Genomic DNA, 24,457 nt, shown 5'->3' with positions numbered 1-24,457 from the left:
CCTACAACATGCGAATACTCGTTAACTACGCTTGCGGGCTCGGTACGCGGCGACGTTGGCCCGGTTGCCGCAGTTCCCCGTGTCGCAATAACGTCGTGAACGGTTTCGGGACAGATCGACCAGCACCGCGTCGCAGTCGGGGGAGTCGCAGGATCGGAGTCGGTCCAGCTCGTCGGATCGCACCACTTCCGCGAGAGCGACGGCAGTCTCGGCCGTCATGCGTTCGGTCAGGGGTGCATCGTCGTCGCTGACGTGCAGATGCCACCCCCAGTCGCCGTGCCGTGTCAGGTGGGGCTTCGCGTTCGACTCGGCGAGCATCCGGTTGACCTCGGGCACCAGGGCGTCGGCGTCCGACAACTCCCACAGTGCACGCCACGAGGGCCGCAGGGCTCTCACGCCCTCGAGTTCGCTCTCGGACCCGTCGCGTCGCCCGGTCCACTCGTGCTCGTCCAGCATCGCCGTCAGAGTGGGGATGTCCGACAGGTGTTCCTCGCCGTTGGCGCAGGTGTTGATCAGCGCGGCAGACCAGACCAGCGCCGTGCGTGTGTCATGAGTGAAAAGCATTTGACTCGTGACCTTCCGTGTCTCTAGTGTCATGACCAATCTACAGTTCGGTCGTGACACGACCGACGTCCGCGAAAGGCGCCTCCATGCTGTCTTCCCGTTCCGGCGTGGCGTTCGCCATCGTGTCGGCGCTCTCGTTCGGTATGTCCGGCCCCTTCGCCAAGGCGTTGACCGACGCCGGCTGGTCACCGGAAGCGGCCGTGCTCGCACGCATCGTCGGTGGTGCGGTGATCCTGCTGCCGGTGATCGCACTGTTGCGCAGAAGCGCGGTAGCAGGACTGCGGTCGGCGCCCGTCACCGTCATCGCGTACGGCGTGATAGCCGTGGCGGGCGCGCAAGTGTGTTTCTTCAATGCAATACAACACCTTTCGGTCGGGGTGGCGTTGATGCTCGAGTACCTGGGCCCGGTGCTCGTGATCGGGTGGGTGTGGATCAGTACTCGACGACGCCCCCGCTGGACGACGCTGGTGGGCGTGGTGCTGTCGCTGAGCGGAGCGTTGGTGGTGCTCAACGTGTTCGACGGTGCGGTGTTCGATCCGGTGGGCGTCCTGTGGGGTCTGTCCGCCGCGGTATGCCTCGCGTTCTATTTCGTCGTGTCCGCCCGTCAGGGTGATGCCGTCGATCCGCTGGTCCTCTCGGCTGCCGGTTTGGCTGTGGGCGCCATTGTGGTGGCAGCGGCCGGAATGTTGGGAATGGTGTCGCTGCAGGCGTCTACCGCCGATGTGGAACTCAGTGGTCGCGCATTTCCGTGGTGGACTGCCGTGGCGGTACTGGCGTTCGTCAGCGCCGCTGTCGCCTATGCGGTGGGAATCATGGCGTCCCGCGCACTGGGCGCGTCGACAGCATCGGTGATTGCGCTGGTGGAGGTGCTGTGCGCGGTCGCCGCGGCCTGGATCCTGTTGGGAGAGACCGTGTCGTTCGTTCAAATGATCGGTGGTGCAGCGATTCTGGTCGGCGCGGCCGTCGTGCAGTGGCGTGCCGAGGCGCCGACGCTGCAGGCGACGGCACCGGTACCCACAGGAATGGACGGATCTCGTGGGGTATCCGTTCTGCCCTGAGTCGGCACTGTATGGTGTGGTTGCGTAGTGGTATTCGACAGATGACACTTCTCTCGGGCGGGGACGCGAGTGTCGCTCACCGGTCGGGTGCAGGTGCCATCACGCGAACAGCCATCCGTTCTAGTGGAGCCCGCCATGTCAATCGAATTCGTCGAACTCGCGGAAACGTGGGTTGCCGGCCTGCCTGTGCGCAGTCCGAAACGGGCGCTGGGCTCGCTGTACGACAAGAATCTCGAGCGGGCGTGGTCCGGCATTCTCAATCAGGACATCGGTGAACCCCTCGGATCGATCTATACCGACTTCGTTCCCGCCATCGGGTCGTACAGCACGCAGATCGTCGGATATCGAGTAGCCGACGGTGACGTCCGGCGCGGACATATCGTCGCGAGGGTGCCCGCCGGTCGCTATGCGAAATTCTCCGCGGTGGGCAATTTCCCACAGGTCCTCACGACATTGTGGAACGAAATCACCCATGCCGAAGAGATCGGGTCGTTCCGTCGTGCCTACACGGGCGAGTTCGAGGTCTATCCCCACGCGTACAAGATCGAGATGTTCGTGCCGGTAGCCGCTCCCGGAAGTGCCGAATGACATTCCGGTTGATCGCTCGTCCGAGCGTGCTGTTCGGCGGACTGGTCGCGCCCGGCATCGAGGCGGGCCCCGAGGGGTCGGCCGGTGACCTGGTCGTCTTCATGCGCGAACGCATCCGCGAGCGTGAGCCGGAGGGTGCGGACATCTACACCGTTTACGTCCCCGATCAGAGGGGCGTGACCAACGTGGTCGTCGGCGTCCCTCGCGCCGGTACGGACGATGTGCCCGTCGGCGACGTCTTCGTGACCGTTCCGTCCGGCGCGTACGCGGTCTTCGCACCGTCCATGACGCTCCCGGATCGAGCCGAGGATGCCTGGTCCCAGGTCGAGGATGCGCTTGCCGACGGATCGATCGTCCGGGCGGGTGGCGCCGAATTCGAGTGTCTCTCGCCCGACGGCAACGTCGAAATCTTCGTCTCCGTCCTCCTGCAGTGACCTCTGCCGTCGCGGGCGAGTTCGAACGTGGTGAACGATTGACGCACTTTTACATACCTACCGACGAGTAGAAACAACGCTAGCGGTGCAGGCACTCGCTATCGCGCCCCGGGTTATTGTGATTTTGTCTCGAGTGCATTCTTGTGGCGACGATCAGCACTGTCGTGTGCCTATCATGATCATGCGCAGCAGAAGGGTGTGGCACGGGATTCATACCTGCGGTCCGGGCGAGTCGTCCGGACGCGCGTCACCGAGTGGGGAGCAACAATGGTCAGGCAATTACGTGCAGAGGCAACGCGGTCTGCGGCCCTCCGGGCTGCTGCCGATCTGTTCCTCCGGGTCGGTCATGCCACGGCGACCCTGAGTCAGGTCTCCGCCGAGTCGGGAGTCACCAAGGGTGCTCTCTACTTCCACTTCGCCTCGAAGGAAGAACTGGCGCGCGCGCTGGTCGACGAGGGTCGTGAGCGTGTGGCCGCCGCGTGCACCGGAATGGTCGACAGCCGTTCTCCCGCACTGGAATCCGTCATCGGCATCACGTACTCTGTTCTCGACCTTGCCAATACGGACAACTTGGTGCGCATCATGTACCGGCTCCAGCTCGAGGTGGACGCTCCGGATCCCTCGCGCGGCAGTGTCTTCGGTACATGGCAGAACATATTCTCCCACCTGTTCGAGCGCGCCATCGAGCACGGTGACGTGATCGACTCCCTCGACTCCGAGACGGCGTCCTGCCTGGTCTCCGAGATGCTGAGCGGCGTTCTCATGGTCGCCGAGGGCACCGCCCGTCTCGACGGAGCCGCGGTGCGCATGGAGCAGGTCTGGCACACGATTCTTCCCTCGCTCGTGCCGCCGGCCAAGCTCCCGTACTTCCGCGAGTTCGCCTCGCGGAGCCTGTCCAGCTTCGTCCGCGATCGTTCGACCACCGAGGTCTCCGTCGACCACTGACGAGTACTGGCGCGCAGCGTCCGACGAGAGCACACTGCAGTGATGCGGGTCACACACGTGGCCCGGTCGCTCGGTGAACTCGGGAGGACATCATGAACGACGCCGCCACGCAGGAACGTGCGACATCCGGACGCAGGATGTCGGACAACGAACTGCGGAAGGCCATCCGGGTCCTGCAGTCGCGCGCCGACGACGCGCGCCGGCGGGGTGCGGAGGACGACGCGTCCCGCATCGAGCGGACGGTGCGTGAGTACCAGGACGAGATGACCACGCGCCTCTGATCCTCGTGCGCCTCTGATTCTCGTGCACCCCGATCAGCTGGGACCGAAGCGCTCCGTGCGGATGTTCGCTGCGGAGTGTCCTCGGGCGACCAGCATGTCCGCGACCGTGTCGACGAAGCTGGTGGGACCGCAGATGTAGCACCGCGGCTCGAACTCGGCCGGCCACCCGTGGGCGTCGAGGTCCTCGACCGTGATGCGGCCCAGAGGTCGGGTCGACCCCGCAGGTGCGCGACGCGTGAAGAGAGTGGTCACGTCGACACCGGGAGGCGGATGAGCCCACTCCTGCTCGAAGTACACCTCGGCCGGTTCCCGCACGGAGTAGAGCACCCGGAAGGGCACCCGGCCACCTGTGGCGGACGCCTGCGCACGCACCATCGCACGGAGCGGGACGATGCCCGACCCGCCGCCGATGAGCAGGATCGGGGGAGACGGCGTCTCGTCGGGTCGCGAGGGGCGCCAGACGAACCACCGGCCGATGGGACCGCGGATCTCGAACCGGTCACCGACCTCGACGTTCCCGACGAGGTACGGCGACACTTCTCCGTCGGACACGTTCTGCACCGCGATCTCCACACGGGAGGACCCGTCGGGTGCCGACGCCAACGAGTAGCTGCGCTGAGCGCTGTACCCGTCCTCCGCGGTGAGTTTGACGTCCACGTGTTGGCCGGCCTGATGTCCGGGCCAGCCGTCGACGTCGAGGACGAGGGTGGACGCGGACGGTGTCTCGCGGCGAACGGACTCGACCGTCGCGACGAGCCACGGGTGTGCTCCCGTCACGTCAGTCGCCCTGGTAACGCTGCTCGCGCCACGGATCTCCGTAGTCGTGATAGCCGCCGCGCTCCCAGAAACCCTGCTCGTTGTCCACCGTCAGCTCGATACGTGAGACCCACTTCGCGGACTTCCAGAAATACAGGTGCGGGACGAGGAGCCGCGCGGGGCCGCCGTGTTCGCGCGTCAGGGGCGCCCCGTCGAATTCGGTGACCACCCAAGCCTTTCCGTCGCGGAGATCCTCGAGCGGAAGGTTGGTGGTGTACCCGTCGTACCCGTGGACCACCACGTACCCGGCGTCGGTATCCATGCCGTCGAGGAGGAGGTCGAGGCTGACGCCGTTCCAGCTGGTGTCGAGCTTCGACCACTTGGTGACGCAGTGGATGTCGACGGTCGGCGTCTCGTGGGGGAGCGCGGCGAACTCGTCCCACGTCCACTCGCGCGTCTCCCCACTTTCCGACGTGACGGAGAACGACCACGTGTCGGTCGCAACGACGGGCGCGGGCCCGATCGCGAGCACCGGGAAGTCCTTGGTGAGGTACTGGCCGGGGGGAGTGCGTCCGTCGTCGCCGCGCCTGCGGCCCACGAAGCCCTTCGAGATCAACGCCATGGTGGGAAAGTCTGCGCCGCCGCCCGCGGCTCTGACAAGTCGGACCACGCGTCGGTCGGCGCGGTAGTGTCGATATCCACCGACGAGAGGCCGAACCCGCATGGTGCTGGGCAGATTGGGTGGATACAGGAAGGCCGGCCGGTCGATGGCCGATCTGCGCGGGGCGATCGTTCTCGTCACCGGTGCAGCCAGCGGAATCGGCCGCGCGACCGCGCTCGAGGCGGCGTCGAGAGGCGCGCGGATGGTCCTCACGGATATCGCCGAGGCCGGCCTGGACCGGACGGTCCGCGACATCACGGACGCGGGAGGCACGGTCGTGTCGAGTCGGGCCCTGGACGTCTCGGAGTACGAGCAGGTTCGTGACTTCGCCGACGCGGTGCATGCCGAGGTCGGCAGCGTCGACGTCGTCATGAACATCGCCGGTATCTCCGCGTGGGGCACCGTGGAGAACATGGCTCACGAGACGTGGAAGGCGCTCGTCGATGTGAACCTGATGGGCCCGATCCATGTCGTCGAATCGTTCGTGCCGCCGATGGTTACCGCGGGTCGTGGTGGGCATCTGGTCAACGTGTCGTCCTCCGCCGGGCTGTTGGCCTACCCCTGGCATGCCGCGTACAGCGCGAGCAAGTTCGGCGTGCGGGGAATGTCGGAGGTGCTCCGGTTCGACCTGGCGCGCCACGGCATCGGCGTGAGCCTGGTCGTGCCCGGCGCCGTGCGGACTCCGCTGGTGGACACCGTCCAGATCGCCGGGGTCGACCGGAGCGAACCGCGAGTGGCGAAGCTGGCGGCGCGCTTCGACAAGCGTGCCGTCTCGCCCGAGGTGGTGGCCGAGAAGATTCTCACCGGGATGGCCCGGCGGCACTTCCTCATCTACTCCAGCAACGACATTCGCGTCGGATACTGGGTCGCCCGCAAGTTCGCCCTGCCCTACGAGGTCGCCATGCAGGCCGCGAACGACCACTTCTCGTCGTTGCTGAAACCCCCGCGTCGCGGGAGACGCCGATGACGTTCACGCCGCCGCTCGGCGCCGATTCCGAGGTGGGCACGCTCCGCACGGTGATGCTGCACCGCCCCGGCGACGAACTCCGTCGCCTGACCCCGCGCAACAACGACCAGTTGCTGTTCGACGGTCTGCCCTGGGTCGATCGAGCGCGGGACGAGCACGATGCGTTCGCGCAACTCCTGACCGATAGAGGAGTCGAAGTACTCCTCCTGGGCGACCTGCTGACGGAGACTCTGGAACGCAGTGGGGCTGCCCGGGTGCAGGGTGTGTCCGCGGCGGTGGACCCCCGGCGTCTGGGCCATGTCCTCGCCCGCGATCTGGCGACCTACCTCCGCGGACTTCCTGCGCCGCAGTTGGCGACCGTGCTGATGGCCGGCATGACGTTCGACGAACTGCCGGTCGCCGACGACTCGGGCGTCTCCCTCGTCCGGCGTATGCATCACGGCGCGGACTTCGTCATCGAACCGCTCCCGAATCTCCTGTTCACCCGCGACTCCTCGTTCTGGATCCAGAAGCGGGTGGCCATCACGTCGCTCGCGTTGCGCGCTCGATCCCGCGAGACGTCGCTGACCGATCTGATCTACGCGTTCCACCCCCGGTTCCTCGGAGTCCGTCGCGCCTACGAATCGCACACCGCCCCGGTCGAGGGCGGCGACGTCCTGCTCCTGGCGCCGGGTGTCGTGGCGGTCGGCGTGGGGGAGCGCACGACACCGGCCGGGGCGGAAGCGTTGGCGCGCAGCCTGTTCGACGACGAGTTGGCCCACACCGTCCTGGTGGTGCCCATCGCGCAGGAGCGGGCCTCGATGCATCTGGACACGGTATGCACGATGGTCGACACGGACGCCGTCGTGATGTACCCGATCATCCAGGACACGTTGTCCGCGTTCACGATCCGACGGGAAGACAGCGGGGTGTCCATCGTGGGCGCCAGTCCGTTCCTCGACGCGGCTGCCGACGCGATGGGTATCGGGAAGCTACGGGTCATCGACACCGGGTTGGACAACGTGACGGCCGAGCGCGAGCAGTGGGACGACGGGAACAACACGCTCGCGCTGGCTCCCGGAGTCGTCGTCGCCTACGAGCGCAACGTCGAGACCAACGCGCGGCTCGAGGCGTCCGGCATCGAGGTGCTGCGGATCTCCGGGTCCGAACTGGGGTCCGGTCGCGGGGGGCCGCGCTGCATGTCCTGCCCGGTCTCCCGCGACCCCCTCGCCTAGCGGGACTAGCTCAGAACGGACGTCACGGTGGCGGCCGGGCGCGCGAGGATCGTTCCGCGGTCGGTGACGACGAAGGGCCGCTCGATGAGGATCGGATTGTCGAGCATCGCCCGCAGGACGGTCTCGTCGTCGGCCTCGGCCAGAGCGAGTTCCTTGTACACGGTCTCGCGCTTACGGACGGCGGTGCCGGGCGTGAGGCCCGCATCGGCGATGAGACGGCGAAGTGTGTCCTCGTCGGGGGGAGTCTCGAGATACTTGACGACGGTCGGCTCGATTCCGGCGTCGCGGATGGTCGCGAGGACGGTACGTGAGGTCCCGCAGCGCGGGTTGTGATAGATCGTCACTGACATGGAGCAAGTATGACGGGGGTAGGGCAGTGAAGTTCGCGATCGATGACGGGTCGGCGACGGCACCCTTCGAGCAGCTGCGGGTGCAGATCGTCGCCGCGGTGCGATCGGGTGACCTGATCGCGGGGTCCAAGCTTCCCACGGTGCGTGCACTGGCGGACACGCTGACGTTGGCGCCGAACACCGTCGCCAAGACGTACCGCGAACTCGAGAAGGACGGCGTGATCGAGACGCGGGGACGGTCGGGCACGTTCGTCGCAGCCGGGGGCGATCCGTCCGCCGGGGCGGTGCAGTTGGCGGCCACGGCCTATGTGAAGGCGGCTCGCCGCGCCGGAATCGACGACGACGTCGCGATGAAGTACGTCCGTACCGCACTACGCGAGTTAGGTTGACGCTTCAACTAACTGTGTGTCATCGTGGGCTCCGACCGATCCGACCTACTCATCGAAAATCGAGGCCCCCGACGTGAACACACCTGTCGTCCGAGACATCGCCGCCCTCATCGCGCGCGTCGCCCTGGGAGTCGTCTTCGTCGCCCACGGCTGGCAGAAGCTCAGCACCAACGGACTCGATGCCACCACCGCCGGATTCGAGGGACTCGGCATCCCCGCTCCGAAGGTCTCCGCGTACTTCGCCACCTTCGTCGAACTGATCGGCGGAGGCCTGCTGATCCTCGGTCTGCTGACGTCCGTCGCAGCGATCCTGCTGGTGGTCGACATGGTCGGCGCCCTCGTCTTCGTGCACGCGGACAAGGGTGTCTTCGTGACCGACGGCGGCTGGGAACTCGTCGTCGCACTGGGTGCGGGCGCACTGCTGCTCGTCGCCGTCGGATCGGGCACGTACAGCGTCGACCGTGCATTCCGTCGAAACGGCTCGCGGTCTCGCGTCAAGGCCTGACCTGCACGAACGTCCGTATAGCCCGATCGGTCCGGCTTGTGAACTTGCACCCGGGGCTCGAGGCGAGCAACGTGAACGTCCATGACATCGCGTGTAGAGACCGACACAGGACCCTCGGAGGCTCCCCGGAAGCGCGGCGACAACGGGCGAGACGACGCCGCATCCGCTGAAATACGGACGGCTGCGCCACCCGATCACGGAGATCCCGGTGATCCACCGACACCCGCGCGCGCGACGCTGGACCCGATCGTGTTCGGCGTCGCAGCCGCGGTGGTCACGGCCATCATCGTCTGGGGTCTCGCGGGACCGTCCAGCCTCGAGACCGTCACCTCGGCCACGCTCGACTGGCTAGTGACGAACATGGGGTGGCTGTTCATCATCTCCGCCACCGGTTTCGTGCTGTTCTGTATCTACCTGGCGGTCTCGAAGTACGGACGCATCCCACTGGGCAAGGACGGCGAGAAGCCCGAATTCAAGACCGTCAGCTGGATCGCCATGATGTTCAGCGCCGGTATGGGCATCGGCCTGATGTTCTACGGCGTCTCCGAACCGTTGACTCACTTCGTCACCCCGCCGCCCGGAACCGACAGCAGTGTCGGGACGGCGATGGCGACCACGATGTTCCACTGGAGCCTGCACCCGTGGTCCATCTACGCGGTCATGGGCCTGGCAGTCGCCTACAGCACCTACCGGCGCGGCCGCCGTCAGCTGATCAGCTCGGCCTTCTTCCCGCTTCTCGGACGTCGTGCCGACGGCCCCGTCGGCAAGGTCATCGACATCCTTGCAATCTTCGCGACGCTGTTCGGCACGGCCGCGTCTCTCGGTCTCGGCGCACTGCAGATCGGATCGGGCGTCGAGGTCATCGGCTGGCTCGGGGAGGCCGGCACTCTGCTCCTCGTCGCGATCGTGGCCCTGCTGACCCTCGCCTTCGTCGCGTCCGCCGTGTCCGGCGTCGCCAAGGGCATCCAGTGGCTCTCGAACTTCAACATGGTGCTGGCACTGGTGCTGGCCCTGTTCGTGTTCGTTCTCGGGCCGACGGTGTTGATCCTGAACCTCATCCCGACCACCATCGGCGACTACGCGAGCCAGCTGTTCCACATGTCGGCGCGCTCCGCTGCGTCGTCGGATCCCGAGACGGCCTCGTGGCTCTCGTCGTGGACCATCTTCTACTGGGCATGGTGGGTCTCGTGGACCCCGTTCGTCGGGATGTTCCTCGCACGCATCAGCCGTGGTCGCACCGTCCGCGAGTTCATCATCGGCGTCATCGTGATCCCCAGCGCCGTCAGCCTGGTGTGGTTCTCCATCTTCGGTGGAGCCGGCATCGCCGAGCAGCGTGACGGCGTCGACCTGGCGGCACGGGGCAGCAGCGAGTCGCAGTTGTTCGGCATGCTCGAGAACCTGCCGCTGTTCGGCATCTCGACCGTGGTGGTCATGGTTCTGGTCGCGGTGTTCTTCGTCTCGGGTGCCGATGCCGCGTCGATGGTCATGGGCACGCTCAGTCAGCGCGGCTCGCTCGAGCCCAGCCGCTGGGTCGTGGTGTTCTGGGGTGCCATCACCGGTGGAACGGCGGCGATCATCCTGTGGACTGGCGGAGCCGACGCGCTCAACGGCCTTCAGACGATGACGATCATTGCCGCAGCGCCGTTCGTGCTGGTCATGATCGGACTGTCCGTCTCGCTCTACCGAGACCTGTCGCACGACCCGTTGGTGTTGGAGCAGAAGCGTTCACGTCTGCGACGCATCAAGGATCGCGGCCGAGCCGAGCTGTAGAAATAGTTCCGACTGCCCTGTGGCTGTCGAGCCGGCGACTACCGCCAGCTCGGCAGCCACAGCTGGTTCTGCCACATTCCCGCCGTGATGGGCTGACCGGTGAGGATGGGCCACAGCCACACGAGGTTGGCGACGACCACGGCGACGTACAGCGAGACGACGATCAGGCCCGGTCTGCCCCGCAGGCGCCGCAGCACGTCTCCCAGGACCAGAGTCAGGCCCATGATGAGGAACGGCGCCAGCGTCGCCGCGTAGAAGAAGTACATCTGACGGTCCAACGTCAGGAACCACGGCAGGATGCCGGCGCCGTAGCCGACCAGGACGACGGCGTAACGCCAGTCGCGTCGTGCCACGGTGCTCCACAACGCCCACCCCAGCATGGGGAACGCCAACCACCACATCGCCGGTGTCCCGACGAGCATGACGGCCTTCACGCAGTTCGTGCCTGTCGAGCATCCGGTGATCTGCTGCCCGTCGGCGAAGTAGTACAGCATAGGGCGTAGCCCCATCGGCCACGTCCACGGCTTCGACTCCCACGGGTGCCGGTTCCCTGCCGAATTGGTCAACCCGGCATGGAAGTCCAGAACGTTCCCGCTGTAGTACCAGAGCGAGCGCAGCGCGTCGGGCACGAACGAGAACGGTCCGCCGTATCCGACGTCGGTGCCCACGGCGTGCCTGTCGACGCCCGTCTCGCTGGCGAACCACCCGGCGTACGTCGCCAGGTAGACCCCGACGGGGATCGCGACCAGGGCGTACAGCGCCGGCCCCACGTCGCGCACGATCGTGCCCACCCACGGGCGGGTCACGCCGTACCGGCGACGGGCCACGACGTCGAGCGCCACGCTCATCACGCCGAAGAAGGCGATGAAGTAGATCCCGGACCACTTGGTGCCGCACGCGAGCCCCAACAAGATGCCGGCTCCGAAGCGCCACCAGCGCACACCCAGACGCGGCCCCCACGTGGAGGCGTCGAGTCGGCCGTCCACGGCGGCCCTGTGCAGCCGTTCGAGGACGTCGTCGTGGTCGCGCAGCAGTGCACCGAACGCGGCGACGACGAACACCACCATGAAGATGTCGAGCATGCCCACCCTCGACGTCACGAAGGTGACGCCGTCGGCGATCAGCAGGATCCCGGCGATCGCCCCGAGCATCGTCGAGCGCGTCATCCGGCGCACGATGCGGACGACGAGCAGCACCAGCACGACGCCGAACACGGCGGACGAGAAGCGCCACCCCCACCCGGAGTAGCCGAACAGGGCTTCGCCCACCGCGATCAGCTGCTTGCCGACGGGCGGGTGCACCACCAGTCCGTACGCAGGGTTGTCCTCGACTCCGCCGCCGGTGAGCACCTGGTACCCCTGCGGTGCGTAGTGCTTCTCGTCGAACACCGGGGTGCCCGCATCCGTCGGATATCCCAGCATCGTGAATCGCGTGATGGCGGCGATGACCGTGAGGACGCCGGTGGCGATCCATCCCCGCAGTCGGTCGGTCGGCCCGAACACGGCGGACGGCAAGGAGGGAGCGGGGGAGACGAGATGTGCGGTGGGCTGTGCGCCGCCGGGATCCGACGACTCGCGCGCACCGTCGGCACGCGCGGTCAGCAGGGTCACCGTTCGATCGTAGGCTAGGAACGCGCGGGGAGACCGTGACGCAGGATCGCGAACGAGATGAGGGATCACCCGTGCTGGTACTCGGTGCGACACCGATGGGCAATCCCGCGGATGCGTCGCCGCGTCTGCGCGACGCGCTGGCCACCGCCGACATCGTCGCGGCAGAGGACACTCGCCGCACGAAATCGCTGGCCACCGCCCTGGGTGTGAAGATCACCGGGCGCGTCGTCAGCTTCTACGACCAGGTCGAGACCGACCGTGTTCCGGGCCTCGTCGAGGAGATGCGGGAGGGCCGCAACGTCCTGCTGGTCACCGATGCGGGCATGCCGTCGGTCAGTGACCCCGGTTATCGCCTCGTCGCGGCGTGCGCAGAAGGCGGTATCGGCGTGACCTGCCTGCCCGGCCCCTCGGCCGTCACCACCGCACTGGCCCTGTCGGGACTTCCGGTGGAGAGGTTCTGCTTCGACGGCTTCGCTCCCCGCAAGCGGGGTCCCCGCCAGGCGTGGATGCGCACGCTGCTCACCGAGAGCCGGGCGGTCGCGTTCTTCGAGGCTCCGCACCGCATCGCCGAGTGTCTGGCCGACGCCGCCCTGGTGCTGGGGAACGATCGTCGCGCAGCCGTGTGCCGCGAGCTGACCAAGACCTACGAGGAGGTCAAGCGTGGGACCCTCGGTGAACTGGCCGAGTGGGCCGCCGACGGCGTGCGCGGCGAGATCACCGTCGTGCTCGCCGGTGCCGAACCCACGGTCGCCGACCCGGCGGACCTGGTCGCCGAGGTCGAGGATCTGGTGACCGCAGGACTCGGACTCAAGGATGCGTGCGCACGGGTAGCCGCGACGACCGCTGCCGACGTGTCGAAGCGGGAGCTGTACGAAGCTGTGCTCGCAGCGCGGGTCTAACCGACGACCTGCTGGCGCAACCCGTCCGTCGCAGTCTCCAGAACGGACTTGGTGCCGCGCTTGACGATGAATCCGGGAACGGGGATCTTCGGGTCGAGGGTGATCTCGAACTCGAGGTGAGTTCCCTTGTCCGTCTCCGTGAGTCGGTACTCGGCGTGCTGGGACTTCTGCTGAGTGCTCTCGACGACGTCCCACGCCACCGACGTGTCGGTCCACGTGAACTTCAGCACCTGCTCGTCCGTGATCCCCATGACGGCGACGGTCATGTCGGCGAGAACAGGGCGACCCTGATCGTCGCGCTCACGCACCGACACCTTCTTGTGGATCGACGACCAGGCCGGAAGACCCTCGAGGTCGGCGATGACGGCGAAGACCTCCGCGAGGGGTGCTTCGATCTCGACTTCTCTGTTTCCGCTGACAGCCATGGGGTGAATGTAACCGACTGTGAACAGCTAGAGGGCTGTTCCGGTGTCACGCACCGGTACGCAGTGCCGGACGGGCGGTTTCCCACACCCGTTCGTCCACGAACGCTCCGATCTCGGCGACGGCTCGTACCGATTCGGGAAGAAAATCGGCTGCCTGGAACACGTGGACCTGGTCCTGCCATACCTGCAGACGGCACTCGATGCCGGCGTCGGCGAGTCTGTCCGCCATCAGCTCGGAGTCGGCGTACACCATCTCGGAGGAGCCCACCTGGATCAGCACCGGCGGCATCGACGACAGGTCGGCGTCGACAGGGTTCACGCGTGGTCCACGAACTCCGTCGACCACCAGGCGAGCGTCGACCTCGTCGGCCAGATCCGTCAGGGCCGGAACGGCGTACTTGGGGAACACCGCGCAGCGGTCCGCGTTGGCGTGCGCCATCTTCCGTGCCGGGTCCAGGTCGGTCAGCGGGGACAGGGCGATGACTCCGGCGGCGGGTGCGAGACCCTGCGTCCTGAGTGCCAGCGCGACCATGAACGCGAGATAGCCGCCGGCGGAGTCACCGGCGATGAAGATCTGCTCGGGCAGGTAGCCCGAGTCGAGCAGGTAGCGGTAGCCGTCGACGCCGTCCTCGACCGCGTGCGAGATGGGATTGTGCGGCATCATCCGGTAGTCGACGGCCAACACGTCGGCGCCGGTCGAGCGGGCGATGCGCGAGGTCAGGCGACGATGACTGTTCAGACCGCACACGACGAACGCGCCGCCGTGCAGGTAGAGGATCACGCGGTCCTTGTCACCGCGGCGTACCGGACGCTCGTCGCGTCCGTCGGCGCCGACGCGCCGAGGCCGGTCGGTGCGGATCCACTCGGCACGACAGTTGTCGAGTCCGACGGGCGAGCAGGTCGTGTCCCCGACAGCAGGCAGGAAGCGCCCGGCGTGGTCGACGAGCGACATGGGCCAGGGAAGTGTGTGAGTGCGGGCCCAGACGCCGAGGAACGGGCGGACCGTCGCCCTCAGGTACCTGGACAGGATGGCCGACTGCACGCTGACGCCGTCGAACTCCTGGCGGTCCACCTGATGGGACCGTCCCAGGGCGCGGCGAACTGCCAGTGCTGATCCGCGGTACGACGATGACTGGGACAACGACGGTGTCGACTCGGCCGAGGCGATACTCATGATGCGGCCCTCCACTTCCTTGCTCTTCCTATGAATCGCACGATAGGGCCGAAACGAAACACATCTCGAGGAATAGTTGTAACCGGCGTCACTTCGTGACGTTCTCCAAACGTGGTGGGTGCAGGTCGTAACCTGTGGCCACCACCGTGAACATGCAGGTGAGCCGTACCGCGACAGCGGTAGCGACGCTCCGAGAGAGGCCAGATCACATGCCGTTCATGCCGGTCACCGAGTCGATGTTCCTCCTCGCCGAGACGCGGGAGCATCCCATGCATGTCGGGGGACTCCAGCTGTTCGTCCCGCCCGAGGACGCGGGGGACGACTTCGGGATGCAGATCTACGAGACGTTCCAGGCCGCGACCGACGTCTACAAACTGTTCCGCAAGCGCCCGGCGCCGCCGGTGAACTTCATGGGCACCGTGCGCTGGATCTACGACGAGGAGCTCGACTTCGAGCATCACGTCCGGCGCATCATGCTGCCGCGACCGGGCCGCGTCCGCGAGCTGCTGCGCTACATCTCCGCCGAACACAGTGCGCCGCTCGACCGACATCGGCCGATGTGGGAGCTGCACATCATCGAAGGACTTGCCGACGGGCGCGTCGCCCTCTACAGCAAGATCCACCACTCGCTCGTCGACGGCGTCTCCGCCCTCAAGCTCTTCGAACGCACCCTCTCGGCAGATCCGGAGGCGCGGGACTGCGGCCCCATCTGGAATCCGGCGCTGTTCGAGCGCCCGAAGAAGAGCACGGAGGTCGCCAAGGTCGACGAGGGCGGACTGATGTCCCTTCTCACGACCGGGGCCAAGGCGGCCGGGGAGCTGGCGGGAGTCGGTCCCGCCGCGGCCCGCATCGGCATCAACAAGTTGCGGGGCAACGAGATGGTGCTGCCGCTGACGGCGCCCCGGACGATGCTCAACGTGCCGATCGGCGGAGCGCGGCGGTTCGCGTCGCAACAGTGGTCCAAGTCGCGGATGAAGGACATCGCGTCGGCCCTGGGAGTCACCCTCAACGACGTCGTGCTGACGATGTGCTCGGGTGCGTTGCGCTCGTACCTCATCGACCGCAATGCGCTGCCCGATCAGCCGTTGATCGCCATGGTGCCGGTGTCGATGCGTGAGGCCGGTGCCGACGCGGACGGTGGCAACGCCGTGACCACCGTGCTGTGCAACCTCGGCACGGATCAGCCCGACCCGGAGCGTCGTCTCGCCTCCGTCGTCTCGTCGATGAACGAGTCGAAGGCGATGATGCGCAACTTGTCTCCGCTGCAGGCGCTGAGCTACGGTGCCGCCGTGATGGCCCCCCTGTTGCTGACTCCCGTCCCGGGTTTCGTGCGTAACACTCCACCGCCGTTCAACGTGATCATCTCCAACGTGCCTGGCCCGAAGACCGAGATGTACTGGAACGGTGCGCGACTGGACGGGGTGTATCCGGCGTCGATCGTCCTCGACGGTCAGGCGCTGAACATCACGTTGGCCACCAATGCCGACAACGTGAACTTCGGACTGGTCGGCGATCGACGGAGCGTGCCGTCCCTGCAGCGGATGCTCACGCATCTGGACACCGCACTCGAGGAGCTCGAAAAGTTGGCCGACGGGTGAGTCTCGCTCTGCGGCCCATGGTTCCGCGGGACCCGAACGAGGAACATCGAGCGGCGAGTTCGCTGGAGCTGTTCTTCGACCTGGTCTTCGTCGTCGCGGTGTCGTTCGCCTCCGTGGAACTCGCCCATCTGCTGGAGGAGGACCACATCGCGTCGGGCGTCGGCGCCTACGCGATGGTGTTCTTCGCCATCTGGTGGGCGTGGATGAACTTCACATGGTTCGCCACGTCGTTCGACACCGACGACTGGCTGTACCGCGTGACCACCATCGTGCAGATGGCCGGCGTACTGATCCTGGCCAGCGGTGTCTCCGACGCGATGATCGACTACGACTTCACGCTGGTGACCATCGGCTACGTCGTGATGCGACTGGCGATGGTGAGTCAGTGGATACGGGCGGGGCTGCGCAACAGCGAATTCCGCGCCACCGCCGTGCGATACGCGGTGGGCATCACCGTCGTGCAGGTGTTGTGGGTCGCCCGCCTCGCGCTTCCCGACAGCGTGGCCGTGCTCGGGTTCGTCGCGCTGGTGGCCGCGGAGCTCGCCGTCCCGGTGCTGGCGGAGCGCGCGGGACGGACGCCGTTGCACGGCGAGCACATCGCCGAGCGCTACGGTCTCTTCACCCTCATCCTGCTCGGTGAGTCGTTGCTGGCCTCGGCGACGGCCATCGTCGGCGGCATCAACGAACACGATCACACGGTCGAACTCGTCGGCCTCGCGATGGCCACGCTCGTCGTCGTCGCCGGCATGTGGTGGCTGTACTTCTCGGTGTCGCAGGAGGATTCGGTCGGGGCGAGACTCGGCCGCTCGCTGAGCTTCGGCTACACGCATTACTTCGTGTTCGCGGCCGCGGGCGCGGTGTCCGCGGGTATCGAGGTGGCTGTCGCGCACATCGAGGGAGACGGAGTGCTGTCGGACCGTCAGTCCTCCGCCGCGATCACGATTCCGGTCGCGGTCTTCGTCCTGGGGTTCTGGATGGTGGCGATGCGCCGCCGGTCGTCACGGCTGGTGAACATCGTGACGCCGGTCGGCGGTGTGGCCGTGCTCGCGGCCACTGCGGTACCCGGATCGGCCGTCGTCAGTGGGGCCGTGACGGCGGTGATCCTGCTCGTCGTGGTCGGCACGACGGTCGCCGATCGGGCCGCTCACTCCTCCGGTTCGACGTAGCGGGGGAACACGCCCGCAGGCTTGGGCAACGCCACACCCGGCGTGAGACGCGTTGTCAGCGAATCGAATTCGCGCTGCGTCACCCCGAGCAGGTCGAGCAGCTTCGCCGTGCTGTCGGGCATGAACGGCTGGGTCAGCAGGACGGTCACGCGGAGCACCTCGAGGGTCACGTACAGCACCGTCGCCATGCGTGCCGGATCCGTCTTGCGCAGAACCCACGGTTCCTGCGACGAGAAGTAGCGGTTGGTCTCCGCGAGTACCGACCAGATCGCGTCGAGCGCCAGGTGCATCTCGACGGCGTCCATGTGGCCGCGCACCGCGGCGTGAAGCTCATCGACGCGAGCGAGCATCGCCTCGTCGTCGGCGGTGAACTCGCCGGGTGTCGGCACCTGCGCATCGCAGTTCTTGGCCACCATGGACAGCGACCGCTGAGCCAGGTTCCCCAGTTCGTTCGCCAGGTCGGCGTTGATCCTGGTGACGATCGCCTCGTGGCTGTAGCTGCCGTCCTGTCCGAACGACACCTCGCGCAGGAGGAAGAAGCGCAGCGAGTCCAGGCCGTACTCCTCGATCAAGGCCGCCGGGCTCACGACGTTGCCCACCGACTTGGACATCTTCTCGCCCTTGTTGGTCAGGAAGCCGTGCGCGAACACGCGTTTCGGCAATTCGACACCTGCCGACATCAGGAACGCCGGCCAGAACACGGCGTGGAATCGCACGATGTCCTTGCCGATCATGTGGACGTCGGCCGGCCAGAACTTCCGGAACGACTCGCTGTCGGTGTCGGGGTAGCCGACGCCGGTGAGGTAGTTCGTCAACGCGTCGACCCACACGTACATGACGTGGTCGGGATCGCCGGGAACCTGGACACCCCAGTCGAAGGTGGACCGTGAGATCGACAGGTCCTTGAGACCGGACTTGACGAAGCTCGCCACCTCGTTGCGGCGACCCGCCGGGAGGATGAAGTCGGGACGCTCCTCGTACAGCGCGAGGAGCTTGTCCTGGTACGCGGACAGTCGGAAGAAGTACGTCGACTCCTCCGTCCATTCCACCGGTGTGCCCGACTCGGTCGCGATGCGGGAACCGTCGTCCTGAAGCGTGGTCTCACCCTCGGCGTAGTAGGCCTCGTCGCGCACCGAGTACCACCCGCTGTACGAGTCGAGGTAGATGTCTCCGTTGTCGGTCATCTTCTGCCACAGGTCGCGGCTGGCCTCGAGGTGGTCGGCATCGGTGGTGCGGATGAACCGGTCGAACGTGATCTTCAGCGACTCCTGCATGGCCTGGAACGCGTCCGAGTTCCGGCGCGCCAGATCGGCGGTGGAGATGCCCTCCTTCGACGCCGTCTGCGCCATCTTCAGACCGTGCTCGTCCGTTCCCGTCAGGAACCGCACGTCGAACCCGTCGAGCCGCTTGAACCGAGCGAGGACATCGGTGGAGATGTACTCGTACGCGTGGCCGATGTGGGGATCACCGTTCGGGTAGGCGATAGCGGTCGTGATGTAGAACGCAGGCTTGTTCGAACCGGTCTCAGTCATGGTGCGCCTACTCTATCTTTCGTGCCGAGAGACCGTCCCGCCCCCGACTTGCCCACTCCGCTCGCACCGCTCGTGGACGCGCACACGCACCTCGACGCGTGCGGGGCCACCGATGCAGCGTCGGTCGCGGCGATCCTGGATCGTTCCGAGTCGGTGGGCGTCGGACGCGTCGTCACCGTCGCGGACGACCTGGACGCGGCCCGTTTCGCCGTCGCTGCGGCGCACTGGGATTCGCGCGTCTTCGCGGCCACTGCCATCCACCCGACGCGGGCGAACGTGCTCACCGACGAGGTGAAGACCGAGATCGAACGCCTCGCGCGAGATCCCCGCACCGTCGCCGTGGGGGAGACGGGGCTCGACTACTACTGGCCGGGGAAGCTCGACGGCTGCGCCTCGGTCGAGGAGCAGGTCGACGGGTTCCGGTGGCACATCGACCTGGCGAAGCGCGTCGGGAAGCCGTTGATGATCCACAACCGCGACGCCGACCACGACGTTCTCGCGGTGCTGCTGGACGAGGGCGCACCGGAGACTGTGATCTTCCACTGCTTCTCGTCGGGTCCCGAGATGGCGCAGGTGTGTGTCGACGCGGGGTACGTGCTCAGCTTCTCCGGCACCGTGAGCTTCAAGAACTCGCATGACCTGCGGGAGGCGGCGCAGCTGGTCCCGGACGGGCAGTACTTGCTCGAGACCGACGCGCCGTTCCTGACACCGCATCCGTTCCGAGGTGCTCCGAACGAGCCGTACTGCCTGCCCTACACGGCCCGCGCGCTGGCCGAGGCGACCGGCCGAACCGCCGACGAGGTCGCGGCGTCGGCGACCGCCACGGCCGAGCGGGTCTACCGGATGGTCTAGTTCGGGGGCGGGAACTCGCCGTACGGGGTGATGGTGTTCCCGGTGAGGTCGAACTCGACGAACGAGGTGTTCGACGGGCAGCACAACGCGTCGTCGGGGTTCAGCCAGCGGTAGCGCACCGTGACCGTGCTGTCGGTCGCACCGACCACCGAGGTGTAGCTGTACGCATCCGACGTGGCGGTCCCGAGGTAGTCACCCGAGTTGGTGAAGAACAGGACGTGCGACTGCACCGTCCCGTTCCGGATGCCGGTGCCCGTCGCCCGCGCCCACTCCAGCGTCGGGCACCCGTCGGCGCTGGTGCCGGGAGTGTGGTCGTCGATGACGAACACCCCGCCCTGGGAGTCGGTACCCAGATTCGCCACCGCAGTGCGCACGTTCAGCGAGTTCGGATCGACACAGGGCACCACCTGCGCGGGCTGCACCGGTGCGGGTGCCGGAACGGTGACCGTCTCGGTCTGCGTCTCCACCTGCGGTGCCGGAGCCGGCGCGGGTGGAGACGCAGGCGCCGGAGCGGAGGACGAGGGTGCTGTGTCGTCGACGGGGAGCGCCGTCCCGGTTGTGCCGCCGGAACCGCACGACACGGCCGCGGCGGCACATGCCGCCACGGCGAGAACGGCCATCGAACGCGAGAGAGTGGTCACCGGGCCTCCAGGGTGTCCGTACCGAGCGTTCTGCTCGGCGGTCGAAGGGTGTGTCGGCGACCACCACCCGATCGTTACCGATGCTCAGGTCACGATCGGGTCGCGGCGACGCGTCAGTCGTCGTCGCCGTAGGTCTCCACCAGTCGATCGAACTCGGCGCGGTCGATCACGCTCGGCTCGTTGATGGCCAGGGCCTGCGCGTACTTACCGGCCAGGTGGTAGTCACGGCCCAGGGGTCCGCGTTCGCCGTCCTCGTCGTCGTCCTGCGCACTGGCGCCGGGCGGCACCTCGTTCTGCAGGCCGTTGGTCTGTGCACCCAATCGAGCGTCGATCTTCGCGGTGATCTTCTGCATCAACTCTTGCTCGTCGCTCACGTACGCGCCTCTCTCGTGACTACAGGACCTTGTCGAGGAAGTCCCTCGTCCGGTCGTTCTTCGGATTGCCGAACAGCTCGTCCGGAGAACCCTCCTCGACGATGTACCCCTCGGCCATGAAGATCACACGGTCGGAGACCTCACGGGCGAAACCCATCTCGTGCGTGACGACGACCATGGTCATGCCGCCCTTCGCCAGATCGCGGAGAACCTGCAGCACCTCGCCGACCATCTCGGGGTCGAGCGCACTCGTGGCCTCGTCGAACAGCATGATGTCCGGATCCATCGCGAGCGCCCGCGCGATCGCGACGCGCTGCTTCTGCCCACCGGAGAGCTGCGCGGGCTTGGCGTTCTCCTTGTCGGCGAGGCCGACCTGGGCCAGCAGACGCACGGCGTTCTCGCGCGCCTTCGCCTTGTCGGCCTTCTTCGTCTCGACGGGGGCGAGCATCACGTTCTCGACGACGCTCATGTGCGGGAAGAGATTGAAGTGCTGGAACACCATGCCGATGTGTTGGCGCACGGAGTCGAGGTTCACCTTGGGATCGGTCAGATCGAAGCCGTCGACGACGACCGTCCCGCCGGTGATGTCCTCCAACTTGTTCAGGCAGCGCAGGAACGTGCTCTTGCCCGAGCCGGACGGGCCGATGACGCACACCACTTCACCCGAGTGGACGTCGACGTCGAGGCCCTTGAGCACCTCGAGGTCGCCGAACGACTTCTTCAGACCGATGGCGCGGATCTTGACCTCGCCCGCGGAGGCGTCGGGCGCGATGCTTTCGGTGCTCACTTGTTGATCCTCTTCTCGAGACGGTTCGACAGCATCGTCAACGCCATGATGATGACGAAGTACATGACACCGATGATCAGCCACATGTTGAACGACTGGAAGTTGCGGGCGATGATGATGCGCCCCGACTGGGTGAGCTCGGCCAGGCCGATCACCGACAGGATCGAGGTGTCCTTCAGCGTGATGACGAACTGGTTGATGTAGGACGGGATCATGGTCCGGATCGCCTGCGGCATCACGACCTTGCGCATCGACGTCAGGTAGCTGATGCCCAGGCTGCGCGAGGCCTCCATCTGGCCCTTGTCCACGGACAGGATGCCGCCGCGGACGATCTCCGCCATGTAGGCACCGGCGTTGAGCGAGAGCGTGATGATGCCGGCGGTGAAGGCGGACATCTGGAAACTCAGGGCCGCGGGGATGCCGAAGTAGATGAAGAACGCCTGTACCAGCAGCGGAGTGCCACGGAAGATCGCGACGTAGGTGGCCCCGATGCCGCGCAACCACGCCTTGGTCGACACCCGGAAGAGTCCGAACACGGCGCCGAGGATCAAGGCCAGGACGATCGAGATGACCGTCAGGACGATGGTCAGCCAGAGGCCCTTCAGCAGTTCCTTGTACTCGCTCTTGATCAGTCCGGGGATCGAGTTGTCGGTCTCGTCCGCCGCGGCGCCGATGTAGGTGTTCAGGATCTCGTCGTACTTGCCGGACGAGCGCAGATTGTTCAGTCCGGTGTCGAAGGCGGCGAGAAGCTCGGCGTTGGCGCCCTTGTTCACCGCGAAGCCGTAGTTGCTCGGAGATTCCTTCTCCGTGACCGTCTTGAGCCCGTTCCCCTGGGTAATGCCGTACTGCAGCACGGGGTAGTCGTCGAACACGGCCACCGAGTTACCGGTGCGCACCTCGTCGTACATACTGGCCGAGTCCGCGAAGTAGCGCGTGGTGAAGCCGTACTGGTCCTTGATGGATTCGGCGAAGTCGGCGCCCTCGGTGCCGTTCTTGACCGCGACCTGCTTGCCCGCGAGGTCGTCGTACGACGCGATGGAGGAGTTCTCGAGCACCGCCATCTGTACGCCGGATTCGAAGTACGGATCGGAGAAGTCGAACACCGCTTCGCGCGCCGGCGTGATCGTCATACCGGCGATGACGGCGTCGGCCTGATTGGCCTGCACGGCCTGCAGTGCCGCGTCGAATCCGAGCGGCCGGATGTCGACGGAGAATCCCTGGTCGTCGGCGATGGCGCGGATGAGGTCCATGTCGATGCCGACGAACTGGCCGTCGGAGTTCTGGAATTCGAACGGCGCGAACGTGACATCCGTCGCAACGGCGAACGTGCGTCCCTCGACCGAGCTCGGCGGTGCCGGCTGGGCTCCCGCCGCGGGAGCGAGCATCAGCGCGACGAGCGCCACGACGGCGGTGATCACCGGCACGCGACGGAGTCGTCGCAGACGCGGTGGGGGAGTCGGGTTCACGGAGGGCCTTCCACAAGTGGTGATGACGCCGAGTGCGGCGATGTCGGTCGGATCGGACCCTATCGGCCGAGGGGGACGCGACACCCCTTACTGGCCGGTACGGCACGGGTTTCCGTCCCGGCCCCGGCGTCGGGGGCGCGAAGTTGCCGAACCCACACTCGCTCGTTACCGTATCGTGATCGTTGTGGCCGATATCGACCGTGCTGCACACGAGTTGTGTCCCGAACAAGCAAGGAATTCGAAGTTGCGTTATTCGTCCGTGATGCCGCACGTGCTCCCGATGTCCGAGCAGGCCGTCTGATGTCGCATGTCGCTCGTCTCAACTCCGCCCGCTCGCGCCTCCTCTACATCGTGGTCGCCGCGTTGCTCGCCACTCTCGTCGTGGGCGGCGGAGTCGCCGTCGCGCGCCACAAGACCGTGACCATCGACGTCGACGGCCAGCAGGTGCAGCTGTCCACCATGACCACCGATGTCGGCAGCGCACTCGCTGCCGCCGGCTACGAGCCGACGCCGCGGGACGAGGTCGCTCCGTCCGCGGACGCGCCCCTCGCGGACGGGGAGACGGTGACCCTGCGTCGCGCTCGCGAGGTCACGCTCACCGTCGACGGCGCACCGAGCACCGTCTGGACCACCGCGACCACCGTCGCCGAGGCCAAGGACCAGCTCGGGATCGCTCCCGACGTCCACATCGACGAGCCCGAGACCACGCAACTGCCCCTTGCCGGCGCCACCGTGAACGTCGTCCTTCCCAAGTCCGTCGTCCTGGCGGACGGCGGCGCCCCGCCCACCCCGATGCGCAAGGCAGCACCCACCGTCGGTGACTTCCTCGAGGCCGCCGGTGCTCCGCTGGTACAGAAGGACACCGTCGAGCCGGCGGCCGACGAACCCCTCGTAGACGGCGCGACCATCACCGTCACCCGCGATCGCACCGAGTCCCTCACCGTCACCGAGCCGGTGAATGCGCCCGACGTGCGCATCGAGGATCCGACGATGAACCAGAGCAAGACCGTCGAGGAATCCGCGGCCACCCCCGGCGTGCAGAACGCGACGTACTCGGTGAACAAGGTCAACGGTGTCGAGGTGTCCCGCACCCTCGTCACCGCGGACGTCACCACACCGCCGGTGGCCAAGACCGTCCGGGTGGGCACCAAGCCCGGTACCGAGGTGCCGCCGGTGCAGAACGGGTCCATCTGGGACGCTCTCGCGCAGTGCGAGGCGACCGGCAACTGGGCCATCAACACCGGTAACGGCTTCTTCGGCGGAGTGCAGTTCGACCAGAACACCTGGGAGCGTCAGGGCGGTCTCAAGTACGCCCCCCGCGCCGACCTCGCGAGTAGAGAAGAGCAGATCGCCATCGCCACGCAGACCCAGGAGACGCAGGGATGGGGCGCCTGGCCGTCCTGCACCAGCAAGCTGGGCCTGCGCTAGTCCCGCGCCCGACTACTCTTCCC

At 66.7% G+C, this 24,457-nt stretch carries 27 protein-coding genes; 15 read left to right on the top strand and 12 right to left on the bottom strand.

Annotated features, from left to right (window positions below; translation table 11 throughout):
• Positions 1-21: 21 nt before the first annotated feature.
• Entirely contained in the window at positions 22-564 is a 543-nt protein-coding gene (locus tag ASG64_RS03560) for a CGNR zinc finger domain-containing protein (protein ID WP_042574763.1), read from the bottom strand.
• Between the two features lie 53 nt (positions 565-617).
• Here ASG64_RS03560 and ASG64_RS03555 point away from each other — a divergent pair, with 53 nt between their 5' ends.
• From ASG64_RS03555 to ASG64_RS03535, 5 genes are all read left to right on the top strand, one after another.
• Entirely contained in the window at positions 618-1,622 is a 1,005-nt protein-coding gene (locus ASG64_RS03555) for an EamA family transporter (protein ID WP_156388246.1), read from the top strand.
• A 135-nt stretch (positions 1,623-1,757) separates the two neighbouring features.
• Positions 1,758-2,210 (top strand): effector binding domain-containing protein, encoded by a 453-nt coding sequence (locus tag ASG64_RS03550; protein WP_042574811.1) that lies wholly within the window; start codon positions 1,758-1,760, stop codon positions 2,208-2,210.
• Positions 2,207-2,644, top strand: a complete 438-nt coding sequence (locus tag ASG64_RS03545; protein ID WP_235579473.1) for an effector binding domain-containing protein — start codon at positions 2,207-2,209, stop codon at positions 2,642-2,644. Before ASG64_RS03550 ends, ASG64_RS03545 begins: the two co-directional genes overlap by 4 nt.
• Before the next feature lie 198 nt (positions 2,645-2,842).
• The gene (locus ASG64_RS03540; protein ID WP_235579472.1) at positions 2,843-3,589 is read left to right on the top strand and encodes a TetR/AcrR family transcriptional regulator; all 747 of its coding nucleotides are present in this window, start codon (positions 2,843-2,845) and stop codon (positions 3,587-3,589) included.
• 92 nt (positions 3,590-3,681) lie between these two features.
• On the top strand, positions 3,682-3,870 hold the full coding sequence (locus ASG64_RS03535) for a hypothetical protein (protein ID WP_042574767.1): 189 nt from the start codon (positions 3,682-3,684) through the stop codon (positions 3,868-3,870).
• Between the two features lie 33 nt (positions 3,871-3,903).
• Here the strand turns inward: ASG64_RS03535 and ASG64_RS03530 are convergent, their stop codons facing one another.
• Together ASG64_RS03530 and ASG64_RS03525 are read right to left on the bottom strand one after the other, a co-directional pair.
• Complete coding sequence (locus ASG64_RS03530; RefSeq protein ID WP_156388245.1) at positions 3,904-4,647, bottom strand: ferredoxin reductase; 744 nt, start codon at positions 4,645-4,647, stop codon at positions 3,904-3,906.
• 1 nt (position 4,648) lies between these two features.
• Positions 4,649-5,248 (bottom strand): sulfite oxidase-like oxidoreductase, encoded by a 600-nt coding sequence (locus ASG64_RS03525; RefSeq protein ID WP_056072608.1) that lies wholly within the window; start codon positions 5,246-5,248, stop codon positions 4,649-4,651.
• A 145-nt stretch (positions 5,249-5,393) separates the two neighbouring features.
• Here ASG64_RS03525 and ASG64_RS03520 point away from each other — a divergent pair, with 145 nt between their 5' ends.
• Complete coding sequence (locus ASG64_RS03520) at positions 5,394-6,254, top strand: SDR family oxidoreductase (protein WP_082518312.1); 861 nt, start codon at positions 5,394-5,396, stop codon at positions 6,252-6,254.
• The gene (gene arcA / locus ASG64_RS03515) at positions 6,251-7,468 is read left to right on the top strand and encodes an arginine deiminase (RefSeq protein WP_056070079.1); all 1,218 of its coding nucleotides are present in this window, start codon (positions 6,251-6,253) and stop codon (positions 7,466-7,468) included. Before ASG64_RS03520 ends, arcA begins: the two co-directional genes overlap by 4 nt.
• A gap of 5 nt (positions 7,469-7,473) precedes the next feature.
• On the opposite strand, the gene arsC is transcribed toward arcA, so the two are convergent.
• On the bottom strand, positions 7,474-7,818 hold the full coding sequence (gene arsC, locus ASG64_RS03510; RefSeq protein ID WP_056070076.1) for an arsenate reductase (glutaredoxin): 345 nt from the start codon (positions 7,816-7,818) through the stop codon (positions 7,474-7,476).
• A 26-nt stretch (positions 7,819-7,844) separates the two neighbouring features.
• On the opposite strand from arsC, the gene ASG64_RS03505 reads away from it, so the two are divergent.
• The 3 genes from ASG64_RS03505 (at position 7,845) to ASG64_RS03495 (ending at position 10,482) form a co-directional block, all read left to right on the top strand.
• Positions 7,845-8,207: a GntR family transcriptional regulator gene (locus tag ASG64_RS03505; protein ID WP_056070073.1), complete on the top strand. Its 363-nt coding sequence runs from the start codon at positions 7,845-7,847 to the stop codon at positions 8,205-8,207.
• A gap of 73 nt (positions 8,208-8,280) precedes the next feature.
• Positions 8,281-8,712 carry a DoxX family protein gene (locus ASG64_RS03500; protein ID WP_042574773.1) on the top strand — a complete coding sequence of 144 codons (432 nt, stop codon included), beginning with the start codon at positions 8,281-8,283 and terminating at the stop codon, positions 8,710-8,712.
• Between the two features lie 81 nt (positions 8,713-8,793).
• Positions 8,794-10,482 carry a BCCT family transporter gene (locus ASG64_RS03495; RefSeq protein ID WP_082518043.1) on the top strand — a complete coding sequence of 563 codons (1,689 nt, stop codon included), beginning with the start codon at positions 8,794-8,796 and terminating at the stop codon, positions 10,480-10,482.
• Between the two features lie 38 nt (positions 10,483-10,520).
• Here the strand turns inward: ASG64_RS03495 and ASG64_RS03490 are convergent, their stop codons facing one another.
• Positions 10,521-12,092 carry a dolichyl-phosphate-mannose--protein mannosyltransferase gene (locus ASG64_RS03490; RefSeq protein ID WP_442971113.1) on the bottom strand — a complete coding sequence of 524 codons (1,572 nt, stop codon included), beginning with the start codon at positions 12,090-12,092 and terminating at the stop codon, positions 10,521-10,523.
• 71 nt (positions 12,093-12,163) lie between these two features.
• On the opposite strand from ASG64_RS03490, the gene rsmI reads away from it, so the two are divergent.
• Positions 12,164-12,991 (top strand): 16S rRNA (cytidine(1402)-2'-O)-methyltransferase, encoded by an 828-nt coding sequence (rsmI, locus tag ASG64_RS03485; protein ID WP_442971112.1) that lies wholly within the window; start codon positions 12,164-12,166, stop codon positions 12,989-12,991.
• On the opposite strand, the gene ASG64_RS03480 is transcribed toward rsmI, so the two are convergent.
• Together ASG64_RS03480 and ASG64_RS03475 are read right to left on the bottom strand one after the other, a co-directional pair.
• Positions 12,988-13,416 carry an SRPBCC family protein gene (locus ASG64_RS03480; protein ID WP_042574775.1) on the bottom strand — a complete coding sequence of 143 codons (429 nt, stop codon included), beginning with the start codon at positions 13,414-13,416 and terminating at the stop codon, positions 12,988-12,990. The two genes, rsmI and ASG64_RS03480, sit on opposite strands and share 4 nt — an antisense overlap.
• A gap of 46 nt (positions 13,417-13,462) precedes the next feature.
• Entirely contained in the window at positions 13,463-14,590 is a 1,128-nt protein-coding gene (locus ASG64_RS03475; RefSeq protein WP_156388244.1) for an alpha/beta hydrolase, read from the bottom strand.
• Between the two features lie 209 nt (positions 14,591-14,799).
• Here ASG64_RS03475 and ASG64_RS03470 point away from each other — a divergent pair, with 209 nt between their 5' ends.
• Together ASG64_RS03470 and ASG64_RS03465 are read left to right on the top strand one after the other, a co-directional pair.
• Entirely contained in the window at positions 14,800-16,188 is a 1,389-nt protein-coding gene (locus ASG64_RS03470; RefSeq protein WP_056070070.1) for a WS/DGAT/MGAT family O-acyltransferase, read from the top strand.
• Entirely contained in the window at positions 16,185-17,354 is a 1,170-nt protein-coding gene (locus tag ASG64_RS03465) for a low temperature requirement protein A (protein ID WP_235579471.1), read from the top strand. Before ASG64_RS03470 ends, ASG64_RS03465 begins: the two co-directional genes overlap by 4 nt.
• On the opposite strand, the gene metG is transcribed toward ASG64_RS03465, so the two are convergent.
• Complete coding sequence (gene metG, locus ASG64_RS03460; RefSeq protein WP_056070068.1) at positions 17,333-18,886, bottom strand: methionine--tRNA ligase; 1,554 nt, start codon at positions 18,884-18,886, stop codon at positions 17,333-17,335. The genes ASG64_RS03465 and metG overlap by 22 nt on opposite strands.
• A 21-nt stretch (positions 18,887-18,907) precedes the next feature.
• Between metG and ASG64_RS03455 the strand changes: the two genes are divergently transcribed.
• The gene (locus ASG64_RS03455; RefSeq protein ID WP_082518026.1) at positions 18,908-19,738 is read left to right on the top strand and encodes a TatD family hydrolase; all 831 of its coding nucleotides are present in this window, start codon (positions 18,908-18,910) and stop codon (positions 19,736-19,738) included.
• Here the strand turns inward: ASG64_RS03455 and ASG64_RS22195 are convergent.
• From ASG64_RS22195 to ASG64_RS03435, 4 genes are all read right to left on the bottom strand, one after another.
• Positions 19,735-20,379, bottom strand: a complete 645-nt coding sequence (locus tag ASG64_RS22195) for an LppP/LprE family lipoprotein (protein WP_056070063.1) — start codon at positions 20,377-20,379, stop codon at positions 19,735-19,737. The two genes, ASG64_RS03455 and ASG64_RS22195, sit on opposite strands and share 4 nt — an antisense overlap.
• Positions 20,380-20,492: 113 nt before the next feature.
• Entirely contained in the window at positions 20,493-20,753 is a 261-nt protein-coding gene (locus ASG64_RS03445; RefSeq protein WP_056070060.1) for a hypothetical protein, read from the bottom strand.
• 19 nt (positions 20,754-20,772) lie between these two features.
• Complete coding sequence (locus ASG64_RS03440) at positions 20,773-21,540, bottom strand: amino acid ABC transporter ATP-binding protein (protein WP_327212880.1); 768 nt, start codon at positions 21,538-21,540, stop codon at positions 20,773-20,775.
• Positions 21,537-22,925: an amino acid ABC transporter substrate-binding protein/permease gene (locus tag ASG64_RS03435; RefSeq protein ID WP_082043072.1), complete on the bottom strand. Its 1,389-nt coding sequence runs from the start codon at positions 22,923-22,925 to the stop codon at positions 21,537-21,539. Before ASG64_RS03435 ends, ASG64_RS03440 begins: the two co-directional genes overlap by 4 nt.
• Before the next feature lie 381 nt (positions 22,926-23,306).
• Here ASG64_RS03435 and ASG64_RS03430 point away from each other — a divergent pair, with 381 nt between their 5' ends.
• Positions 23,307-24,434: a resuscitation-promoting factor gene (locus tag ASG64_RS03430; RefSeq protein WP_056072585.1), complete on the top strand. Its 1,128-nt coding sequence runs from the start codon at positions 23,307-23,309 to the stop codon at positions 24,432-24,434.
• The last annotated feature ends 23 nt before the right edge of the window (positions 24,435-24,457 follow it).

Source organism: Rhodococcus sp. Leaf247 (genome assembly GCF_001426185.1).
In the GTDB taxonomy this organism is placed as follows: Bacteria; Actinomycetota; Actinomycetes; order Mycobacteriales; family Mycobacteriaceae; genus Rhodococcoides.
Note: the sequence above shows the minus strand (reverse complement) of the source record. Positions and strands in the feature narration are given on the sequence as shown.